Genomic DNA, 21392 nt, shown 5'->3' with positions numbered 1-21392 from the left:
GGGGCACACGGGTGCCCCGCCCACCGCCGTCACCGCCGGACCGTCAACTCCCGCCCGTTTTGCGGGTCAGGTCGTAGAAGGTGGCCGAACCGGCCGTCACCTTGGTGAAGTTCTTCCCGACCCAGGTACTGATCTGCGAGGAGACCGAGGAACCGCCGTTGCCGTTGCCCCCGCCGCCGAAGCCGCCGCCCGCGATGAAGTAGTGGATCCGGCCCTCGGCCACGTACTTCTGGAACTGGGCGAGCGTCGGGGAGGGATCGCTGCCGTTGAACCCGCCGATCGCCATCACCGGGTCACCCGTGGCGAGCTGGTAACTGGCGGCGTTCTGGGAGCCGATGGACGCGGCCACCCAGGTGTAGTCCCCGGCGTCCTTCTCCAGCAGCTTCTTGGCCTCGGAGCCGACGTTCGCGCCGTTGAGCAGACCGCCGATGCCGCCTGCACCGCCCATGCCGCCCTCGCCCGTCCGGCCGCCGCCGAAGAGGCCGCCGCCCTGCTGGTTCGGGCCGGTGCCGTTGCCCTGCGGGTTCTGGCCGTTCTGGCCGTTCTGGCCGGGTATGCCACCGCCGGGAAAGCCTCCGGCGCCGCCGCCCGGGGGGCCGTTCGGAATCTGCGTGGTGCCGTTCGGCTGGGTCCGGCCCGGCATGCCGCCGCCGAAGCCTCCGCGCATACCGCCACCGCCCGGACCGCCCCGGCCGCCCCGGCCTCCCCTCATGCTTGCGCCCGCCGGACCGGCCGTGACGATGGAGCCGGTGTGGCCCTGGTTCACCGTGGTGAGGGTGTACGCGGCCGGGCCCGCCAGCGAGGCCGCCAGGCTCACGCCCACCGCCGCGAGGGCGAGCCGCCGCCCGAGCCGGCCCGCGAAGACCAGGCCGAGGGCACCGGCCAGACCGCCCACGAGGACCAGCCACTTCAGCCAGGGCAGATAGTCGGGCGTGCGGTTGAGAAGGACGTATCCCCACGCCGCCGTCGCCGTGACGGCGGCCGCGAGCGTGAGCGACGCCCATGTCCTCGACCGCTCCTCCCACAGGACCGTGACGCCCATGCCGACCAGGGCGGCGATGTAGGGGGCCAGCGCCACCGTGTAGTACTGGTGGAAGATGCCGGCCATGTAGCTGAAGACGGCCAGCGTCATCAGCAGCGAGCCGCCCCAGGCGAGGAACGCGCTGCGGACGGTGTCCGTCCGGGCGGTCATGGGGGTGCCCCCGCTCGAGCGAAGTCGAGAGTGGGGGAATGTGAGCACCAGGCCCGCGACGAGCAGGATCAGCGCGGCCGGGAGCAGCCAGGAGACCTGGCTGCCGATCTCGGAGTCGAACATCCGGTTCCAGCCGGTCTCCCCCCACTGGCCGCCGTTGCCGCCGCCTCCCCCGCCCCCGACGCTGCCGGTCTCGTCGCCGTTGATGCGGCCGAGGCCGTTGTAGCCGAAGGTCAGCTCCAGGAAGGAGTTGTTCTGCGAACCGCCGATGTACGGGCGGGACGACGCCGGCCACAGCTCGACGACCGCGACCCACCAGCCGCCCGCCACGACCAGCGCGACGGTCGCGAGGGCCAGCTGCGCGAGCCGCTTCATCGGCTTGACGGGTGCGCAGACGCCGTACACGACCGCCAGCGCCGGCAGGATCAGGAACGCCTGCAGGGTCTTGGTGAGGAAGGCGAAGCCGACCGCGACGCCCGCCCACACCAGCCACTTGGTGCGGCCGTCCTCCAGGCCCCGCAGCACGAAGTAGACCGTGAGCGCCATCAGCAGCGCGAGCAGCGCGTCCGGGTTGTTGAACCGGAACATCAGGGCCGCGACCGGCGTGAGCGCCAGCACCGCGCCCGCGATCAGGCCGGCCGCGGGGCTGAAGCGGCGCCGGACCGCCGCATACACGACGGCGACCGTGAGAACGCCCATGACGGCCTCGGGGACCAGGATCGCCCATGAGCCGAGGCCGAAGATCCGCACCGACAGCGCCATCGGCCACAGCGCGGCCGGGGGCTTGTCGACGGTGATCGCGTTGCCCGCGTCCAGCGAGCCGAAGAAGAACGCCTTCCACGACTTGCTGCCGGCCTGGACCGCCGCCGAGTAGAAGGAGTTGGCGTAGCCGGAGGCGCTCAGGCCGTACAGGTACAGCACCGCGGTGACGAGCAGCAGCCCCAGGAAGGCGGGGCGCGCCCAGCGCGGGTCCTCGGGCCGCCCGCGCCAAAGTCCGTACGCCGGCGGCGGCTGCTCGGGCTCATCTGCCGGGCGGGGCGGCGGCCCCCAGGAGGAGGGCGCCGTGTCCCCCGGAAAGGCCGTGCGGGGGTGGTCAGTTGCCATCGTGGTTCCTCGCATGGGTGGTGTGCGGGCGCACCGGCTGCAGTGGCATGGTCGCGTCCCTCCAGGTGGTGCGGTCCGCGTCGGCACCGGCGCGGAACCCGGTGGTGCCGTACGCGTCGTGGGCGGCGTACGGGTCCTGCTGGTGCTGCTGGTACTGGTGGTGCTGCTGGTGCTGCTGGTACTGGGGGTGCTGCTGGTACTGGGGGTGCAGGGGATGCTGCTGGGCGGCGGCGGGGTGCGGAGACGCCGGGAGGCCGTCGCGCCGCTCCGGGAACACCCACGCCCTGAAGAGCAGGAACCTCAGGACCGTCGCGGCGAGGTTGGCGGCGATCAGCACCGCCAGTTCCGTGGGGTGCGAGGGGTCGCTCGTCGCCGCGTTCAGGGCGGCGAGGGAGCCGCTGGTGAGGGCGAGGCCGATACCGAAGACCACCAGGCCCTGCGCCTGGTGGCGGACGACACCGCCGCGGCCCCGCACGCCGAAGGTGAGCCGGCGGTTGGCCGCCGTGTTGGCGACCGCGGAGACCAGCAGGGCGAGCGCGTTGGCGATCTGCGCGGCCGCGACCTGGCGGAAGAGGCTGTAGAGCGCCAGGTAGAACACGGTGGACAGACCGCCGACCACACAGAACCCGACGAGCTGGCGGGCCAGGCCCCGCGGCACGTCCTTGATCTCCCGGTCGCGCGGGTCGTCCCCGAAGGGCCGGGCGAGCCGGTCGAGCGGCAGCGAACCGGTGGCCAGGGCCCTGCCGATACGCCACACGCCTCTGAGGTCGTCGGTCGCCGTCTGCACGATGTGCACGGTGGAGTCGGGGTCGTCGACCCAGTCGACCGGCACCTCGTGGATGCGCAGACCCGCGCGCTCGGCGAGGACCAGCATCTCGGTGTCGAAGAACCAGCCGGTGTCCTCGACCAGCGGCAGCAGCACCCGGGCCACGTCACGGCGGATCGCCTTGAAGCCGCACTGCGCGTCCGAGAAGCGGGCCTGCAGCGAGCCGCGCAGGATCAGGTTGTACGCACGGCTGATGAACTCGCGCTTGGGACCCCGCACGACGCGGGAGGCGCGGGCGAGCCGGGAACCGATCGCCAGGTCGGAGTGGCCCGAGATCAGCGGGGCCACCAGGGGCAGCAGCGCGTTGAGATCCGTCGACAGGTCCACGTCCATGTAGGCGAGGACCGGCGCGTCGGAGGCGGACCAGACGGTCCGCAGCGCCCGGCCCCGGCCCTTCTGCTCCAGCCGGAAGCACGTCACCTCGGGGATCCGCGCCTCCAGCCGCGCGGCCACCTGCGGGGTCGTGTCGGTGGAGGCATTGTCCGCGACCGTGATGCGGAACGCGTACGGGAAGGTGCGCTTGAGGTGCTCGTGCAGTCTGAGCACGCACGGCTGGAGGTCCTTCTCCTCGTTGTAGACGGGGATGACTACGTCCAGGACAGGCGTACCGGCTCCGGCGGCCGGGAGGTGCTCCCGCGCCGGCAGGGTGCCGGGAGAGGAATCGGTTCGCATGGCACCGACTCTTCTCAAGCGCCCTGTCGCACCCATGTGCTGGCGCTGTGGTGCGGCTGTGAGTGACGTCGCGGTCCCGTTTCCGGGCCGCGCGGCGGCACCTCGGCGGTGAGCGCGGGCACGTGCACGGTGAACACGGTGCGGCCGGGCACGCTGTCCACGGTCACGGCACCGCCGTGCGCGGCCGCGACGGCCTGCACGATGGCGAGCCCGAGCCCCGTCGAGCCGGTGGACCGGGACCGTGCCGAGTCGCCGCGCGCGAACCGCTCGAAGACGTGCGGGAGCAGACCGGGCGGAATGCCCGGGCCGTCGTCCTGGACGTCCACGCACAGCCATGGCCCGCGTTGTTGCACGCGCGCCGTGACGGTCGTACCGGGAGGGGTGTGGTTGCGCGCGTTGGCGAGCAGGTTGACGAGGACCTGTTGGAGCCGTGCGGCGTCCGCCGACACGAGCGCGGGCTCGTCGGGCAGTTCGAGCCGCCAGCTGTGGTCCCGCCCGGCGGCGCGCGCATCGCTGACGGTGTCCACGACGAGCGGGACGAGGTCGGTCCGCTCGAACTGGAGCGGTCGCCCGGCATCCAGCCGCGCCAGCAGCAGCAGGTCCTCGACGAGCAGGGTCATGCGCCCTGCCTCGGACTCGATCCGTCCCAGGGCGTGCCGGGTGTCGGGGCCGGTCTCCTCCCGTCCCCGCCTGGTCAGCTCGGCGTATCCGCGGATGGAGGCGAGGGGCGTGCGCAGTTCGTGACTGGCGTCCGCGACGAACTGCCGTACGCGCATCTCGCTCTGCTGCCGCGCGTGCAGTGCGCCGTGGACGTGGTCGAGCATGCGGTTGAGCGCGGCCCCGACCTGTCCGACCTCGGTGTGCGGATCGGTCTCGGACTCCGGGACCCGCTCGTCGAGGGTCACCTCGCCGGCGTGCAGCGGCAGTTCGGAGACGCGGGTGGCGGTCGCGGCGACCTTGCGCAGGGGGCGCAGGGCGAGACCGACGAGCACGGAGCCCGCGATACCGGCCGCCACGAGACCGGCGGCCGTGACACTGACCTCGACGATGACGAGGGTGTCGATGGTGTTGGTGACGTCCGCGGTCGGTACGGCCGCGTAGAAGCTGCCGTTGACACCGGTCCGGTATTCGGCGCGGTACTCGCCCAGCCCGGGGATGTCCACGCTGTGCGGCCTGCCGTCCTCGGGGACGGAACCGAGCGCGGCGATCTGGGCCGCGCTCAGGGCGCGCGCACTGGACTGGGGGACGCCGTTGGCGTCCTTGTACCGCTTGCCGATCCTGGCCTCGGTGATGCCGCCGTTCCCGACCTTCGCGGCGATGGTGTTCATCGGCTGCGGGCCCCGGGCGACGAAGTCCTCCAGCGCGAACGCGTCGTTCCCGTGCTCGGGCGCGACCTCCTTGGGCCCGACCGGGGCTCCCATGGGCCCACCCGTCACCCCCGCCGCCACCTCGCCCAGCCGGCCGTCCAGCTGCCGGTACAGATGCTGCCCGAGCGCGATCGTCGTCACCGTACCGATCACGACGCACACCACGGCGATCAACGCCACCGCCGAGACGACCAGCCGCGTGCGCAGCGTGCGCGGCTGTCGTCCTCCCCCGCGGGTACGCGACCGCCGCCGCCCGCTCATGACGCGGCGGGCTTGATCAGGTAACCGGCGCCGCGCCGGGTGTGGATCATCGGCTCGCGTCCCGCGTCGATCTTCCGCCGCAGGTAGGAGATGTAGAGCTCGACGACGTTGGCCTGCCCGCCGAAGTCGTACGACCACACGCGGTCCAGGATCTGCGCCTTGCTGAGCACGCGCCGCGGGTTGCGCATCAGGAACCGGAGCAGTTCGAACTCGGTGGCGGTGAGGTGGATGTTCTCGCCGGCCCGCGACACCTCGTGGCTGTCCTCGTCGAGGGTGAGGTCGCCGACGACGAGCACGGAGTCCGAGCGGCGGTCGGCGGCACCGGAACGCCGGATCAGCCCGCGCAGCCGGGCCACGACCTCCTCGAGGCTGAACGGCTTGGTGACGTAGTCGTCGCCGCCCGCGGTCAGGCCCGCGATGCGGTCCTCGACGGCGTCCTTCGCGGTGAGGAAGAGGACGGGCACCTCGGGCAGTTCGCGCCGCAGCCGCCCCAGCACGGCCAGGCCGTCCATGTCCGGGAGCATCATGTCGAGGACGACGGCGTCGGGCCGGAACTCGCGCGCGGCCTGGATCGCGCCGTGTCCGTCACCCGCGCTGCGGATCTGCCAGCCCTCGTAGCGCAGGGCCATGGACAGCAGTTCGGTGATCGACAGCTCGTCGTCCACCACCAGCACTCGGACGGGGCTCCCGTCCGGCCTCAGCAGTTCGGTGCGCCCCTGGGGCGAGGTCGTGGTCATGCTCGACACCTTGTCGGGATCCCCTGAGAGCGCCCTTTCACCCGTCTGTGATTTCCCTGAGAAACACACAGGTGGCTCTCAGGAAACTCCTGGGAGACCGTGAAACCGCCGTGTACTGCGCATAGTTGACGGCCCGTCACTACAAGCCGGATCGGTGCCGCCGGGCGTGTCCCGGGCGTTTCACGCTTCTCCGTGCGCCCGCCGGAACGTGTGGCTGCGCTCGACCTTGGCGACGTGCAGCGAGTACGACTCGTACCAGCGCTCACGCCCCTGCTTCTGCGCCGCCCGGTGCTCCAGATCGCCCCGCCACTCCTCGATGGCGGCGAGGTCGCGGAAGTACCCGACGGTGATCGACAGCCCGCCCGGCGTCCGGGCGTGGTCCATCCCCAGGTACCCGGGGACCTCCTTGACCAGCTCCTCCATCCGCTCGGCGGTCTCCGCGTACCCGTCGTCGTCCTGGACCCTCACGGAGGTGAAGACGACGGCGTAGTACGGGGGTTCGTGGGCGGAGACGGGGACGGGGGCGGGCGCGGGGGCCCCGGGGGAGGGCGCGGACATGCCAGGCGCAACGCGGTGATCGCTCATGACTCCACGATCGGTGATCGGGCACCGTCGGTCCAGTCCCTTCCCGACGGGACCCACGGAGGATCGATCCGCCGGCGACGCCGTCACGGCGTCGCCGCCCCCTCAGAACAGCCCTTCCTGCGCCCCCGTGTCCCCGGCCTCGCGCACCGGCACGGTCACGTCGTCCCGGTCGGCGGCCGTCAGTGCCCATCCCGTCATCAGACGCGTGTCCAGGACGACCACCCCGCGCCCGGTGGCCAGATGGAGATCCGGCCCGGCGGCGGCCAGCACGTCCCCGCTCACCACCCCGCCCGCGACCAGCTCGCTCACCACGCCGTCCGTGCGCGGCAGCCCCTCGAACCCGAACACCGCGCTGTGGTCGACGGCCCGGAACGGCGCCCGCTCCAGCGACTCCGGCCATCCGTGGAGCGCCAGCGCCCGCGTATGCAGCTCCGCCAGTTCGGCCTCCCGTTCCCCGGGCGGCGGCAGGCCGGCCCGCACCGCCCGCTTGGCGGCGTACGGAATCCGGTCCGGCACCCGGAGCGCGGCCCGCAGCAGTTCCTCCGCGCGCCGCGCCGCCATCAGCGGCCCACGCCCCAGCCAGCTGAAGGTGACGGCGCCCTGCTCCAGCAGCCGCGCCGGTCCGCGCCCGACCGCGGTGATCCCGACCTTGACCATGCCGGGCCCGAACCACGCGAGGTAGACGCGGTACGGCCGCGGGTCGTCGGCGAGTGTGTCGGCGGCGACCGAGTGGGCCCGGTCGAGGCGCGCGCACTCCTCGCACCGCGCACCGGTGCTGCGTCCCGGCACCCCGGCCCGCGCCGGGCATCCGTGTCCGCGCGCACCCACACAGCTCCGCACGCCGCCCGCCACGACCGCGAAGGCCACCCGCTTGCCCCGCTCCAGACCACTGCGCCGCCCGCCTTCCCACGCCAACACGGGCACGCCGTCACCCCACCGCAGCCCCGCGCATCTCCACAGCTGTGTCATCACCGCCGAGCGTAGGGGCCGCCACTGACATCGATCCTCGTAGGCGGCTTCCGGCGGTCGTGGCCCGGCCGCTGACCGACGCCCGCAGCGGCGCTCCGTTCCGGACCTCTGGACCTCCGGACCTCCGGACCGCATGCAAGAGCTCTGCCTGAAGGCGCACGCAGGCGCGGAGCGCTCCTCGCCTCAGGTGAGGTCGGAGAGATCCTCTTGCGTGAGGACGATCTCCCCGGCGGCGGTGTTCTCCTCCAGATGGGCGAGGGAGCCGGTGCCGGGGATGGCCAGGGTGACAGGGGAGGAGCCGAGCAGCCAGGCCAGGGCGATCTGAGGGACCGTGGCGTTATACCGGTCCGCGACCTTGGCCATGCGGTCACCGGTGAGGTCGCTCAGGCCGCCGCCCAGCGGGAAGAACGGCACGTAGGCGATGCCGGCGTCCTCGCAGACCGCCAGGACCTCCGTGTCATCGCGCTTGGCGGCGTGGAAGTGGTTCTGGACGGCGGCGACGGGTGCGATCGCACGGGCCTCGGCGAGGTGGCCGGCGTCGACGTTGCTCAGGCCGAGGTGGCGGATCAGGCCCTCCTCGCGCAGCGCTGCCAGCGCCTCGAAGCGTTCGGCGACGGATTCACCGTGCGGTGGCGGCATGATGCCCCCGATGCGCAGATAGACCAGGTCGAGCCGGTCCACACCGAGGGTTTCGAGGTTCTCCTCGACCATGGGCCGCAGGACCGTGGGATCGGTGGTCGCGGCCAGGCCGCCGTCGGGGGTGCGGGCGGGGCCGACCTTGGTGGCGATGACCAGCCCGGCCGGGTAGGGGTGAAGAGCCTCCCGGATCAGGGCGTTGGCACGAACGCTGCCGTCGCCGCTGGTGTAGAAGGCGGCGGTGTCGATGTGGTTGACGCCCAGTTCCACGGCACGGCGCAGGACGGCGCGACCGGTCCCGGGATCGCGCGCCGGACCGTGGAAGCTGTTGGTGGGCAGGCGCATGGCCCCGAAGCCGATCCGGTCGATCAGAAGGTCGCCACCGAGGCGGAAGTCGTTTCCCATGTCCCCAGCCTGGACCGCGGGGGTGCGGCCCGCGAACCCGTGGCAGCTTGCTGCCATCGGGCAGAATGGCGGAGTGGCAGACATCGTGACGATCCGCGGTGACCTGGAACTCCTCGCTCGTACCGAGCATGTCTTCTCCGCTGTCCACGAGGAGTTCGTCTGTGCCGCCCGCGACCTCGACACCTGGTCCCGCCCCGAGGCCCGGCAGGCCGCCGGCGCCCGCCTCACGAACGGGGACCCCGGGCGGATCCGCAAGCTGTTCAGCCCGGCCTCGCTCGCCGACCAGCGCAGCCGCGAGCACCTCGGCAGGCTCGTCGACAAGGGCGCCCAGGTACGGATCGCCGCCACCGCTCTGCCTCACGAGACGATCGTCATCGACCGCCGGTTCGCGATCCTCGCCGGCGTGAACGCCCCCGGCGGCCGCGAATACACCCTGACCACCGCACCCACCCTGGTCGGCGGCGTATACGCGCTGTTCGAGGCCGCCTGGGAGACCGCCACCGGTCTCCATGCCTTCCTGCAGGGCGAGCACCCCCGTCTCGACGCCGAGAGCCGAACGGTCCTGCGCGCCCTGGGGTCGGGCGCCACGGACGAGACGGCCGCGCGCCGGCTGGGCATGTCCCTGCGCACCTACCGCCGCCGCGTCGCCGGCCTGCTCGACGCCCTCGACGCGGCCTCACGGTTCCAGGCCGGCGTGCGCGTCGGCGAGATGGGACTGAGTGACTGAGGGATCGGCCGAGCATCCGCCAGGCAGAGTGCTCTCGGCTTGGGAAGCTGCGATCATTTGCGACCTTCTGGCGCACCCGCAACCGGACTATGCCCCGTCGAGCGCCTGTACCTCAGCCGACGACAGTCCACCACGATGGCGGGTCCGCGGTCCGATCACGCGCGCGTGTGCCTCGCTCCACCCCCACCGGCCTCGCCTTCCCCGGCGGTTGATCAGCCACCGTAGCGGCTGCGCAACTCCTCGGCGATCCTCGACATCAGCCCTATCGCGCCCTCCGACCGCATCTCCGCCAGCGGACGTTCCGTCTGGGGGTCGTAGGCAGTCAGCCCCGTTTCCTTCTCGACGACGGCTGAAAGGGCGAAGACCTTGCCGAGCACGACCGCAGCATCGTTCCCCGCGTGCCAGTAGGGCACCGTGATGCTCACCTCTTCACCGAAGACGGACAGGTCGATGCCGGTGCCAGAGTGGCTGAGGTCTCGCGACTCCTGCTCGCACTCCGTGATGTCCACTTCGCCCAGCAGTACCCGGGCCTGCGGCACTATTCGGTCCCACGCTTCAAGGAGACGGGCAGGGATCGGTTCGCTGAGCTCGGCCGCGTCCTCCATCGCCTCCAGGACCTCATCCCAGGACCGCCCGTCGCCTCGGCTCAAGAAACAGACGTCGTAGCTCATCGAGTGATCGCAGACACTTCTCTCGCCGGCCGCAGTCGACCTGATCTTTCCTGAGGAGGGTTGCTCACCAGTCCCGCCACCGGTCCGTGAGCTCATGCCGACCGAGCCCGCTCCTGGCGGTCAGGGCCACGACGTCGACTCCCACGGCAGCTTCTCCGTCGCTCGTCGGTGATCGCGAGGAAGCGTAGGGGCAGCCGCTGACAATGGACCGGGAGCAGCGTCCTCATCTGTCCGCCGCGGATCCTTCGGGTCTGTGGGCAAGCGGCTCAGCGGGCGGTGTCGCGTGTGGCGGCCCGGCCTCGGATCTTGGTCCTGGCCAGGCGATAGGACTCGGTCCCGGTCTCGACGGGGGTGGCGTTGAAGGTGAGTTGAAGGTGAGCCGGTCCACGATCGCCGCGCAGAGCCGCGGGTCGTCCGTGGCGGGCGATGGTGTTGCCCGGCTGCTTGTCGTCTGCCGCCTCGACAAGCTCGTTCACCCGGGCTGCCGCTCAAGGGTTGCGCGAAGGGTGGCCAGGGTCGAGGCGATGCGGGCCAGGTCGCCAGGGGGAACCGCCACGGTCAGTGAGATGAGCTCGCTTTCGACAATGGGGCGGGAAGCGGCCAGGCACTTCTCACCCTCGGATGTGAGGCGGAGGACGGACGAACGGCGGTCCTGGGGGTGCGCGACCCGCAGGCACCAGCCCGCCGCCACCAGCCGGTCGACCGCCTTGCTGACGGCCCCCACGGTGATCGCCAGTTCGCCGACGATGTCGAGCACGCGGCACCCCGGCACGCGGTCGATGATCTCCAAGAGCTCGAACTGTCCCAGCCCCAGCCCTTGCTCGGCGCGCAACCGGGCGCTCACCGCGTTGTAGAGCCGGGTCTCGACGCGGACCAGATCGGTGAAGATCGGGGTGACATGGCTCACATTAACCTCCAATAGATTCTTGGGAATCATCTTCCTTGGAATCTGGTTGGGGGCAGGCAGATGGATTCCCAGGAATCCATCCTCGCACCCCGACCCATGGAGGCCCCACATGTCCCGACAGCAGCGCGACGCCCTGGACGCCGTACTCCGTTCAGCCCCTCGCAGCGAGATGCGGCCCACTCCCGAGGAGCAGCGCAGCGGTTTCACCGCGGCTGTCACCCGCCCCGCGCCGGAGGGCGTGGTCACCCGCAGGACCGTCCTGGGCGGGCGGCCGACCCTGGAGCTGGAGCCGGCCGAAGCCTCCGGCCGCGGCCGACTGCTCTACCTGCACGGCGGCGGCTACGTCATCGGCTCACCGGACACCCACGCAGGGCTGGTCGGTGAACTGGCCCGCCGGGCCGGGCTGCGCGCGACGTCGGTGGATTACCGGCTGGCGCCCGAGCACCCCTTCCCCGCGGCTGTCGACGACGGGCTCGCGGCCTACCGCGAGCTGCTGGCGTCGGGCACCGACCCACGGGACCTCGTCATGGCCGGTGACTCCGCCGGCGGCGGATTGAGCATCGCCACACTGCTCGCCGCCCGAAAGGCCGGGCTGCCGCAACCAGCCGCCGTGGTCGTCTTCTCCCCCTGGGTCGACCTCACCCTCGCTGGAGGAAGCATCCGTTCCAAGGAGAGCGCCGACCCCGTTTTCACCGAGGCCGACGTGCGCGCCTACGCCGATCTGTACGTCGGCGCAGGCGACAGGGCGCATCATCCCTTGGCCAGCCCGGTGTTCGCCGACCTCACCGGACTGCCCCCACTCCTCGTGCAGGTCGGGGCGAACGAGGTGCTCCTCGACGACGCGGTCCGGCTGGCCGCCCGCGCGGGCGCCGACGACGTCGAGGTCACGCTCGAAATCGGGCCCGGCCTCCCCCACGTCTTCCAGCACCACTACGGCCGCCTCGACGAGGCGGACGCCGCGCTCGACCGCGCCGCCCGCTTCCTCACCGCCCACCTGAGCGCCGGGCGCCCGAGCGCCGACCGTCTCGACCCGGTCCCCTGACACCGGCCCCGGCGGCTTCCGGTGCGGGGCAAGCGCGGCTGGCCCGGCACCCCCCGGACGTGGTGCCGGCCGACTGCGGCGCACGTTCGCCCGCCTGCGCTGGTTCCGCCGCCTGCGCTGGTTCCGCCGCCTGCGGATCCGCTGGGGGATCCGCGACGACATCCAGAAGCCTTCCTCACTCTCGGATGCGCACTCATCCGCCGGCGACGGCTGAACTCAGCCGCCACCCGCTAGCTTTTCTGCAGGGCGCGGGTGACACCCGCGATGACGGCGGTCGTCAGCACCCAGCCGAAGGCGATCAGCAGGTAGGCCAGCCCCTGGAGGCTCCCGTTCGACCAGTACCAGGCCGTGCGCTGACCCAGGGAACCGATGGGGATCAAGAGATCGAGTGTGTAGACGAGGGGTTGAAACGGGGCGCCTTCACCTGGTGCGACCGGGTTGGGGGAGTGAGTGCCGAAGGACAGCGTGCCCAGCAAAGTCAGCACGAGGAGCCAGACGCCGGCCAGCCAGGGGCGATAGCCATAACCGACGGTCACGTCGAGCAGGTGCCCCCACGCGCGCGCGGCCGGGGGCAGAGTTTGCCGCCGATGGCGCTGTCTGGCCAGGAGTACGCGGCGGGCGTCGTCGTCGTGGCCGGCCTTCCTGTACCAGCTCGCCAACTGCTCATAGGGCTGAGGGCTGTAGCCCGGGCTGCGTCGTATCCACGCCACGCGGTGGGCCACGGAGTCCCGCCGCCCCACTGCCTCCCGCCGCTCGCCCGCCTCGTCCACCTTGATGGAGCCGTAGACGAAGCCGTCCAGCTCCACCACGTCCGGCCAGCTGTGCTCGTTGTCGTGGAGGTAGGACACCTGCGCGCCCCGCAGATCCACGGCGGCGCACGGCGGCCGGGCGAGGGTGAAGTCGAAGTCGACGGCCTGCATCAGCAGGGCGGCCAAAGACGGGCCGTGGCCATCGGGCGGCCCGTTCAGCACGGCTCCTTCAAAGGACAGGTTGTCCGAGATCCGGGCACCCCGCAGCCGTACGGTCCCGTTCGCGATGAACCCGTCGGAGAAGTCGAGCGTCGAGGCCACGGCGTTGTCCAGGGCGAGCGCCACCCCGCGCTGGCCGGGGTGTTCCAGTAGTGCGCCACGCATGTGCAGTCCGCCGGGCAGCTGCGCGCCCATCAGACGGACTTCACCGCGGGCGACGAATCCGTCCCCGCAGTAGACGCCGCCCTCCGCGACCAGTCCGCCGGCAGACACTGCCCATTCCCCGGGTGCGGTGATCTCAGCGCCGCTGAGATTCACGGCGCCGCTCACGTGGGCGTTGATGAGCGACAAGGCGGTGACCCTGCGCTGGAAGGGCGAGGCAGAGCCGCTTTCCAGGCGAGAACGCCGCAGGTCGAGACGCCCCTCGATACGGATCAACCCGGCTTCCACGCCCGGCACTCGGCTGCCCACGATCGCAATCGACTGGGTCGACGCTCCAGAGAGGTCCACGCCCTCCTCGAACCAGCAGTCCTCAAGCCAGAGGGCGTGAGCGATCTGCGCGCCGGCCAGGTTGAGGTGCCCAGATATCCGCGCCCCGGCGAGCCCCAGACACGCGACGGCGCCCGGCTGCGCGGTGTTCGCGCCCTGGAGGAGCGCCACGATCACAGCGGCCCGAACCGTCCGCCCGGGGCCCCACTGCCCGCCCTCGGTGACACGGTCGTCCTCGGGCAGACCCGTGCGCAGGTCCACCCGGCGTCCCTCGGGGAACATATCCCACAACTCACGCTCCGGTGACGTCAACTCGTCGTAGGAAAGCACTCATGCAGAGTAGTGATCTTCCTTCGCACTCGCCTTGCCCTGCCGTGTGCGGATCGGAGGGCGGCCCATTCCGTCGGGAGCCCTCGGAGCTCCCAACGAAATGATCTTCGAGATGGTTTGATCACTCCAGGGCCGCCGCCACTCCCACCGGCGGCCACCGCAGGGACGTCACCCAACCGATACCGCTTCTCCAGGCCGTGCCGCCGGTGCGGGGCAAGCGCGGCCGGCCCCGGCGCGCCCGGACGTGGTACTGGCCGACCGCGGCGAAGGGGGACGACGCGGCGGGCCGCCGCCGACCGGATGGACGACGCGTTGAGGCTCGACGACGAGGGCGAGACGGAAGACGACAGCGCAGCCTGAGGGGCACTGCGCGAGGGCGTTGGTCGTTGTACTCCGCTGCCGGACCGGAAGCCTTCACCTCACCGCTGCAGTGAGGGCCGCGCTAACCGTGAACAGCGTCCCTGCACCCGGGCCTACGCCTGCTCTGCGTGCGCCCAGGAGTTGGGGTCTGACAGTCTTGGCGATGTTCTGACACGCGGCCTGTTGACGCCGGGTTCCACACGGCGTTGGATCGTCTCTGCCCGTGCGGGTGTCCGGGCAGAGAGCTGGGACGATGACCGAGGACGCCAGACCCGGGCTGATAAGGGTGGTGTACTTCCAGCAGATGTCCGCGCTGATGATGGGCGCGGGGGTGGTGCTGTCCGAAGGGTTGCTGCTGGTCTTGATCGGTACGGCTCACCGGCTGGAGACCCTCCTGGTGGGAGCAGTTGCGGTGGCTCTTGTGTCCCTGGTGCTGCTGCCGCTGCGTTTCCGTCTCCGCACCCGGCTTCGCCGCATGTACGAGCATGCCGCGTGGATTGACAGCACCGAGGAACAACCGCGCACCGGCCAGGACACAGCGCAGCGGCTGTCGCTACGGCGCACGGTCGGATTCGTGGGTGGAGCGGTCTGCTGGATGATGCTCATCGGCCTGACATCGCATCAGCTGATGCCGCCCCTCACGCTGGTTCCGGTGGCCGTGGCCCAGTGGGCACAGTCCCGGGCGACCGCGGAATGGGAGCGGGCGAACGGGGCAGACCTGTGGCAGACCGTGCCCGGGCTGCTGGGTGCCCGAGGCCCGGTGTTTCGTGTGCCGGCAGAGGGCGGTATCTGAAGCCACGGCCTCAGGGACAAGGCTGCCGTGCCCGCCACCGCTTTAGGAGAGGCAGGAGTGCAGTGCCGGTTCCCGGGGCTTTGATGACGGGCGAGACACCCGGCAACTTGACTGCTCGAACCCCTGGTTGACCGTGGCTGACCGCTGCATCTGGCACGACAGTGGCACGAACCTCAGCCGCCGGCAGCCAGCCACGACGGCGGGTGCGCCGACCGACCACGCGCGCGTATGCCTCGTCACACGGACACCCACACCCGTGTCCGCCACGACCGCATCGACCAATCCGGCCTGGTCACCCTGCGCGTCAGCGGCAAACTCCACCACATAGGCGTCGGACGGACCTACGCCCGAACCAACGTCATCCTGCTCGTCGACGATCTCCACGTCCACATCGTCAACGCCACCACCGGAGAACTCCTGCGCGAGCTGATCATCGACCCCACCCGCGACTACCAGCCCCAGCACCCCACCAACACGACGAAACCCCCGAACCCGTAGGTTCGAGGGTTTCCGATGTCCTGAGACATCACAGTGCGCACTCGGCAGGATTCGAACCTGCAACCTTCTGATCCGTAGTCAGATGCTCTATCCGTTAAGCTACGAGTGCTTGTTCTGTTTTCCTCCCCGCTCCTGGGCCCTTCCGGCCCGCTCGCGGCGACAGGAAGAACATTACATGACAGCCGCCGCCATGTGAAATCCGTTTGCCGTACCCCTTGTGACCTGCGGAAACGCCGTGCCGGACGGGTGAGGGCCAGGGCATGGAACGGGATGGGAACGTCGAAGCCCCGGCCGTACGGACCGGGGCTTCGGTGATCATGCGCGGAGGCGGAGGGATTTGAACCCTCGATGGGCTTTAAGGCCCAAACCGCATTAGCAGTGCGGCGCCATAGACCGGACTAGGCGACGCCTCCAGCACAACCGCCCGCGCGAGCGCGAGTGGTGCGTGCAGATGATGACACAGCCGAGCGGGGTGTCACCAATCGACGCCTACGGTACTAGGCAGAAAGCCCGCAGGGCAAAGCACTGGGCCGCAATCCGCGGGCGGGATGCCCTCCGGCGGCCGGGCCCGGAGGGGGTGGCGGGACGCCTCTTCCGCAGGGTGCTCCGGGGCCCGTCCCGCCGTGTCCGCAACCGTCACGCCCCGGCGCCGTTAGTCACGGCATGGTCCAGTTCACCTCCTGCGGCGTGCTCCTCGGTGCCGTCGCCCTCCTCTCCACGGCCGGGGCCGCGGCGCCGGCGTACGCACACGGGCGTCCGCCCGTTCCCCTCGGTGACCGGATCGTGGTCACCGTGAGCCATGCCGGGCGAGCCGACGGTACGTACGTGCTGCGGTGCCACCCGGGGGGCGGCAGTCATCCGGACCCCGTCGCCGCGTGCGACGCGCTCGACCGGCGGACCGTCTGGGGCCGGGACCCCTTCGCCCCGGTGCCGCCGCGCAGCCTGTGCACGATGCAGTACGGCGGCGCGGCCACCGCGCGGGTGACCGGCACCTGGGCGGGACGCCCGGTGGACGCGCGGTACGACCGCAGCGACGGCTGTCAGATCGCCCGCTGGGACGACCTGGTGCCCGTGCTGCCGGACGTCCGTTCGTAGGCTCGCGCGCCGCCGGATCAGGGCCGTCCCCGAGGGCGGCCTCCGGGTCCCGCGCGGCGACCTGCACGGTCACAGGTTCTGCGTCACTTCCGCGTGCGACCTCCCTCTCATCCGGCCTCGCGAGCTGGGCCGCTGCCCGTAGACTCCCTCGCGTGACACGCTGCGGGCCGGTTGGCAAGATGGCCTCCGCGGTGGGCAAGGTGCGGTAACAGGGAGGAAGCGTCGCGTGAGCAGCAGGCCATCCCGAGGCGCTGCTCGCCTCGCTGCCATACTGGACGCGCTGCCCGACGCGTTGGTCCTGGTCAACGCCAACGGGACCGTGGTCAACGCCAACACCATCGCCCTGGAGACCTTCGAGACGCCCGGCACGGCCCTGGTGGGGCGCGGGCTGCTCGATCTGCTGCCGCAGTTCGACTCGCGGCTGATCCCCGGATCCATGCGGCGCCCCGACTCCATGGACCCCCGCGGGCGGACCAAGCCGACGCGGATGATCGCCCGCCGCACGGACGGCAGCGAGTTCCCCGTCGAGGTCACCAGCGCCAACCTGGAGGATGGCCGGCAGGCCTACGACGGCTACGGCTACACCGGCGACGAACTGCTCATGCTGGTCGTCCGCGACCTGTCCGGCACCGTCGACACGGAGGCGGAACTCGCCCGGTCGCAGCGGCAGACCGAGATGATCCTCCGGGCGGCGGCCGAGGGTGTGGTGGGCACCGACACCGACGGGCGGATCGTGCTCGTCAACCCGGCCGCCGCCCAGATACTCGGATACCGGGCCAGTGACCTGGGCGGCAAGGAGCTGCACACCCTGGTGCTGCACTCCCGCGAGGACGGCTCTCCCTTCCCCTACACGGAGTCGCCGCTCCACGACACCCTGCGCTCCGGGCGCAAGCACCGTGTGCGCGGACAGGTGCTGTGGTCCAAGAGCGGGGACAAGGTGCCGGTCGATCTGACGACCGCGCCGGTGCGCGACGGCGACCAGCTCGTCGGCGCGGTGCTGACGTTCACCGACCGGCGGCCGTACGACGCGGTCGTCGCCGAGAAGGACGCGGCCGAGAAGCGGCACGGGCAAGAGCTGGAGCGGGTCACCGAGGAGCACGAGGCGGAGCTGGAGCGGCTGCGCGAGGAGCACGCCGCCGAGCTCGACGGGCTGAGGGAGCGGCACGCGGAGGAGATCGCGGCGGGCGACGAGCGGTACGCCGCGCTCGGCGAACGCGAGAAGGACCGGTACGAGGCGCTCGCCGCGCGGCACGATCAACTGCTGATCCTGCTCGGCCGGTCGCTGCGCGGCCCCCTGGACGAGCTGCGCGGTGAGCTGTCCAAGCTCGCCGCGGACGACGCCGGCCAGCTGTGGCCCGAGGCCAACCAGGTGCTGCACCACCTCGCGGCCGGCTACTCGCGCATCACCACCCTCGTGGACAACGTCCTCGGCTACCAGCGTCTGGACGCCGGAGAGGACGGCCTCGTCCGGACACCCGTCATGCTCGACGCGGTCGTCGCCGCCGGTGTCGAGGGTGCCGTCGAGCTGATCGGGCCCGGGCGTGTGCAGTTCGCGGTCCACGCCCCGCCCATCGAGGCCGAGGTCGACCCGCAGCGGCTCGCGCAGGCGCTCGCGCATCTCGTCGCGGACGTGGCGGGCGTGGACGCCACGGGCAACGCCCCCGTCTCGGCGGGCGGTTACATGGACAACACGGTCGTCGTGGCCGCCGCGCAGCGCGGCGAGGTGGTACGGATCGAGGTGCGCGGCCCGTACGCCGGGGGAGACCCGGTGCACCAGCCGATCGTCGGCGGCATCGTGCGCGCCCACGGCGGTGTGCTGCAGACGCACGAGGTGCCCGGCATGAGCGGCAGCGCGTATGTGCTGGAGGTGCCGCTCGGCGGTGGCGCCGGGGCGGTGGCGGCGCCCCCTGCCCCCGCGGAGGAGTCCGGGGCCGCGGCCGTCCCGCCCGAGCCGGCCGCGCAGCAGAGCGGCGGGCGGCGGCGGGCCCGCCGGTCGTCCGTGGACGCGTTCCTGGAGAGCGAGGTGGGCGCCGCCGCGGCCGCCTCCTCCGACACGGCCGCTGCTGCACCCACCGGGCGGCGCAGGCGGCGTGCGGCGGGGCCCGCGGCCGGGACGCCCGCCGCGGCGCAGACGACCGCGGCCGAGGACGCCGCGGAGACCGGGGGTGGCGGTACGGGACGGCGGCGTGGACGGCCGAACCCCGCCGAGGGCGCGGCCGAGGGTGCGGTGGTGACCGCCGCCGAGCACGCCGCGGGGGCGCCCGCCACCGGGCTGGGAGAGACCGTGCCGCCACAGGGGGTGCCCGCACCCTCCGGCCGGCGCGCCCGCCGTGTCGGCGACGGGCAGGCGCTGCCGCCCGCGCTGCCCGCGGCCTCCGGCACTCCGCCCGCGGAGGCCCCAGGGAACACGGGGAACGCGGGAAACACGGGGAGCGCGGGGAGCGCGGGAAACACGGGGAGCGCGGGGAGCGTGGGGACCGCCGCGGCTCCGACCGGGCGCCGCCGACGGGCCCTGGCCCCCGCGAACGACCGCGCCACCGCCGCGGATTCCGGTGCCCGTACCGTGTTCGCGCTGCCGCCGGCCGAGGCGGACCGCACACCCCAGCCGCCTGCTCCCGTCACCGCCTCCGGTCCCGTGCCCGGCCAGGTCGACGAGGGCCGTCATGACGCGGTGCCGCAGGACCCGGCCGAGGACCACACGCCGCCGCAGCCGCATCCGGTGGAGGTGCCCGCGGGCCGTCGCCACGCCCACCCGGCCGCCGTGCCCGGGCAGCCGCCGGCCGGGCCGGACGGGGCGGGCTCGACCGGGACACCCCTTGCCCAGGGTCTGCCCGGGGGGCCGATGACGCCGGCTGCGCCCGCCCCCGGTGTGCCCGTGCAGGAGGGCGCGCACGGCCCGCAGCCCGTGCCTGCGCAGGGCGTGCCCACGCCCACGGCCGGAGCCCAGGCGGTCCCTCCGCAGGGACTTCCGGTTCAGGCCGCACCGGCCGGGCAGGTGGCGCCCGGTCAGCCGGTGCCGGCCCAGCCGGCTCCTGGCCTGCCCGTTCCCGGACAGCCCGGTGCACCCGTTCCCCCTGTGCAGCCCGGCCCCGCACTGCCCGTCCCCGGTGCCCAGCCGGCGCCGGTGGCGCCGGCGCCCGGTCAGCCGGTTCCCGCCGCCACACCCGCTCAGCCCCTGCCCGGACAGCCCGCCCCCGTACCGCACCCCATGGCACCGGCGCGGCCGGGCCCGCAGACGGTCCCTCCGCAGGCCGCCGCCCCCGTCGGCGGGGTGCCCGGAACGGTCACTCCCGCACCGGGTACTCCGGTGCCGCCGCCCCCGCAGGCCGCGCAGCCGCAGGCATGGCCCGGCGCGGCCGACACCTCCGGGGCCGGTATGCCCGTACCGCAGCCCACCCCATCTGCAGGCACCCCGCTGCCCCCGGAGCACGCCGCTCAGCCACAGACCACTCAGCCGCAGGCCGCTCAGCCACAGACCGCCCGGCCACGGACCCCCCAGTCACGGACGGCCCAGCCGCTGCCCGCCGAGTCGGCCGCGCCGGTCGACCCCAACTCGACACAGGGGCGGGCGATCAGCGTTCGGACCCTCGGGCAGGGCGTTCCCTTCGCCCGTCAGGCGGCTGCCCAACCGCAGGCCCAGCCCCGCCCGCAGTCCCCGACGCCTCCGCCGCACCAGCCGGGCGGGGCGGGCCGCCGCCGCAAGCTCGGTACGCCCCCCGAGCCGGCGGGTGAACGCCAGGAGACGGCGGCGCGCCCGCATCCGCAGTCCGCGTCGGCTCCGCTGCCGGCACAGCCGTCCCTCGCCGGGCAGTCCCCTCTGAGCATGGTCTCCGAGGGCGCCGGACGGTCGTACGCCATCGGGGCTCCGGACGAGAACGCCGACGAAGGTCCCGAGCCCCTGGACGGTCCCGGCGGTGCCGTGGAGGTCGCCGACCAGCCCCATATGCGGCCGCTGGACGACGAGTTGCCTCCGGAACCGCTCGACAACCCGCGTCGGCTGCTTGTGTGGCCCGCGCCGGACGTGACGACCCAGCAGGCGCTCAGCGACCGTGGCTACCGGCCCGTCATCGTGAACTCCCGGGAGGAGGTCGACGCGCAGATCGCCGCCTTCCCGGCCGCCCTCTTCGTCGACCCTCTCACCGGCCCGATCACGCGGACCGCGCTCCAGTCGCTGCGCCAGGCCGCGGTGGCCGCCGAGGTTCCCGTGCTGGTCACGGCGGGCCTCGGGCAGGCGTCACGCGAGGCGGCGTACGGCGCCGACCCGGCCGTGCTCCTGAAGGCGCTCGCCCCGCGCGACTCCGAGCAGCACCCGCCACGCGTGCTCCTCATCGAGGAGCACGCGGAGATCGCGCTCGCGCTCACGGCGACACTGGAGCGGCGGGGAATGCAGGTCGCGCGGGCCGCGTCGGACGCGGACGCGGTCACGCTGGCCGCGCAGATGCGGCCGAACCTGGTGGTGATGGACCTGATGCAGGTACACCGTCGCCAGGCCGGAGTCGTCGACTGGTTGCGCGCGAACAGCCTGCTCAACCGCACCCCGCTCGTCATCTACACCGCCGCCGTCGACCAGGCCGATCTGCCCCGGCTGGTGTCGGGGGAGACGGTCCTGTTCCTCGCGGAGCGTTCGACCAGCCCCGAGGTGCAGGAGCGGATCGTGAATCTGCTGGCCCGGATCGGTACGAACTAGAACACATCAGGACATATAAGGGAGTCGGGGCGGTGTTTCACGTGAAACACGCCCCGACTCCCTTATGTCCG

The 21392-nt window shown here is 72.3% G+C and carries 17 protein-coding genes, 2 tRNA genes and 1 pseudogene; 7 read left to right on the top strand and 13 right to left on the bottom strand.

The genetic code is table 11. The features are described from left to right. Positions 1-43: 43 nt before the first annotated feature. From ACZ79I_RS20570 to ACZ79I_RS20540, 7 genes are all read right to left on the bottom strand, one after another. Positions 44-2296 carry an ArnT family glycosyltransferase gene (locus ACZ79I_RS20570; RefSeq protein WP_471498963.1) on the bottom strand — a complete coding sequence of 751 codons (2253 nt, stop codon included), beginning with the start codon at positions 2294-2296 and terminating at the stop codon, positions 44-46. After that, positions 2286-3794 (bottom strand): bifunctional glycosyltransferase family 2/GtrA family protein, encoded by a 1509-nt coding sequence (locus ACZ79I_RS20565; protein ID WP_471498962.1) that lies wholly within the window; start codon positions 3792-3794, stop codon positions 2286-2288. Before ACZ79I_RS20565 ends, ACZ79I_RS20570 begins: the two co-directional genes overlap by 11 nt. A 14-nt stretch (positions 3795-3808) precedes the next feature. Further along, positions 3809-5422, bottom strand: a complete 1614-nt coding sequence (locus tag ACZ79I_RS20560; RefSeq protein WP_471498961.1) for a sensor histidine kinase — start codon at positions 5420-5422, stop codon at positions 3809-3811. Beyond that, on the bottom strand, positions 5419-6159 hold the full coding sequence (locus ACZ79I_RS20555) for a response regulator transcription factor (protein WP_471498960.1): 741 nt from the start codon (positions 6157-6159) through the stop codon (positions 5419-5421). The genes ACZ79I_RS20560 and ACZ79I_RS20555 overlap by 4 nt, the downstream gene beginning before the upstream one ends. Positions 6160-6339: 180 nt before the next feature. Further along, entirely contained in the window at positions 6340-6744 is a 405-nt protein-coding gene (locus ACZ79I_RS20550) for an antibiotic biosynthesis monooxygenase family protein (RefSeq protein WP_471498959.1), read from the bottom strand. A gap of 102 nt (positions 6745-6846) precedes the next feature. Further along, positions 6847-7713, bottom strand: coding sequence for a DUF2797 domain-containing protein (locus ACZ79I_RS20545; protein WP_471498958.1), 867 nt, complete (start codon positions 7711-7713; stop codon positions 6847-6849). A 183-nt stretch (positions 7714-7896) separates the two neighbouring features. Continuing rightward, positions 7897-8754 carry an oxidoreductase gene (locus ACZ79I_RS20540; RefSeq protein WP_471498957.1) on the bottom strand — a complete coding sequence of 286 codons (858 nt, stop codon included), beginning with the start codon at positions 8752-8754 and terminating at the stop codon, positions 7897-7899. A gap of 73 nt (positions 8755-8827) precedes the next feature. Between ACZ79I_RS20540 and ACZ79I_RS20535 the strand changes: the two genes are divergently transcribed. Continuing rightward, positions 8828-9481 carry a DNA-binding response regulator gene (locus ACZ79I_RS20535; RefSeq protein WP_471498956.1) on the top strand — a complete coding sequence of 218 codons (654 nt, stop codon included), beginning with the start codon at positions 8828-8830 and terminating at the stop codon, positions 9479-9481. A gap of 212 nt (positions 9482-9693) precedes the next feature. Here ACZ79I_RS20535 and ACZ79I_RS20530 read toward each other — a convergent pair whose 3' ends face one another. The 3 genes from ACZ79I_RS20530 to ACZ79I_RS20520 all read right to left on the bottom strand — a co-directional run bounded on the left by ACZ79I_RS20530 (position 9694) and on the right by ACZ79I_RS20520 (position 11089). After that, complete coding sequence (locus ACZ79I_RS20530) at positions 9694-10152, bottom strand: hypothetical protein (RefSeq protein ID WP_471498955.1); 459 nt, start codon at positions 10150-10152, stop codon at positions 9694-9696. Between the two features lie 266 nt (positions 10153-10418). Further along, positions 10419-10628: a hypothetical protein gene (locus tag ACZ79I_RS20525; RefSeq protein ID WP_471505538.1), complete on the bottom strand. Its 210-nt coding sequence runs from the start codon at positions 10626-10628 to the stop codon at positions 10419-10421. Then, positions 10625-11089, bottom strand: coding sequence for a MarR family winged helix-turn-helix transcriptional regulator (locus ACZ79I_RS20520; protein ID WP_471498954.1), 465 nt, complete (start codon positions 11087-11089; stop codon positions 10625-10627). The genes ACZ79I_RS20525 and ACZ79I_RS20520 overlap by 4 nt, the downstream gene beginning before the upstream one ends. A gap of 79 nt (positions 11090-11168) precedes the next feature. Here ACZ79I_RS20520 and ACZ79I_RS20515 point away from each other — a divergent pair, with 79 nt between their 5' ends. Then, positions 11169-12101, top strand: a complete 933-nt coding sequence (locus tag ACZ79I_RS20515) for an alpha/beta hydrolase (protein ID WP_471498953.1) — start codon at positions 11169-11171, stop codon at positions 12099-12101. 230 nt (positions 12102-12331) lie between these two features. On the opposite strand, the gene ACZ79I_RS20510 is transcribed toward ACZ79I_RS20515, so the two are convergent. After that, complete coding sequence (locus ACZ79I_RS20510; protein ID WP_471498952.1) at positions 12332-13888, bottom strand: oxidoreductase; 1557 nt, start codon at positions 13886-13888, stop codon at positions 12332-12334. 134 nt (positions 13889-14022) lie between these two features. On the opposite strand from ACZ79I_RS20510, the pseudogene ACZ79I_RS20505 reads away from it, so the two are divergent. The 3 genes and pseudogenes from ACZ79I_RS20505 to ACZ79I_RS20495 all read left to right on the top strand — a co-directional run. Continuing rightward, positions 14023-14153 (top strand): annotated as a pseudogene (locus ACZ79I_RS20505) (IS5/IS1182 family transposase); the annotation flags it as partial. A 348-nt stretch (positions 14154-14501) separates the two neighbouring features. Further along, positions 14502-15041 carry a hypothetical protein gene (locus ACZ79I_RS20500; RefSeq protein WP_471498951.1) on the top strand — a complete coding sequence of 180 codons (540 nt, stop codon included), beginning with the start codon at positions 14502-14504 and terminating at the stop codon, positions 15039-15041. Positions 15042-15269: 228 nt separating this feature from the next. After that, positions 15270-15539 (top strand): hypothetical protein, encoded by a 270-nt coding sequence (locus ACZ79I_RS20495; protein ID WP_471498950.1) that lies wholly within the window; start codon positions 15270-15272, stop codon positions 15537-15539. Positions 15540-15575: 36 nt separating this feature from the next. On the opposite strand, the gene ACZ79I_RS20490 is transcribed toward ACZ79I_RS20495, so the two are convergent. Then, positions 15576-15648: transfer RNA gene (locus ACZ79I_RS20490), tRNA-Arg, on the bottom strand. A gap of 213 nt (positions 15649-15861) precedes the next feature. Next, positions 15862-15952, bottom strand: a tRNA-Ser gene (locus ACZ79I_RS20485). Positions 15953-16202: 250 nt separating this feature from the next. Here ACZ79I_RS20485 and ACZ79I_RS20480 point away from each other — a divergent pair. Further along, on the top strand, positions 16203-16634 hold the full coding sequence (locus ACZ79I_RS20480) for an SSI family serine proteinase inhibitor (protein WP_471498949.1): 432 nt from the start codon (positions 16203-16205) through the stop codon (positions 16632-16634). 226 nt (positions 16635-16860) lie between these two features. After that, positions 16861-21321 (top strand): PAS domain-containing protein, encoded by a 4461-nt coding sequence (locus ACZ79I_RS20475; protein ID WP_471498948.1) that lies wholly within the window; start codon positions 16861-16863, stop codon positions 21319-21321. Positions 21322-21392 lie beyond the last annotated feature (71 nt).

Source organism: Streptomyces sp. PSU-S4-23 (genome assembly GCF_055632315.1).
The sequence above is the reverse complement of the archived record's forward strand: the minus strand, read 5'-3'. Positions and strand labels throughout refer to the sequence as shown.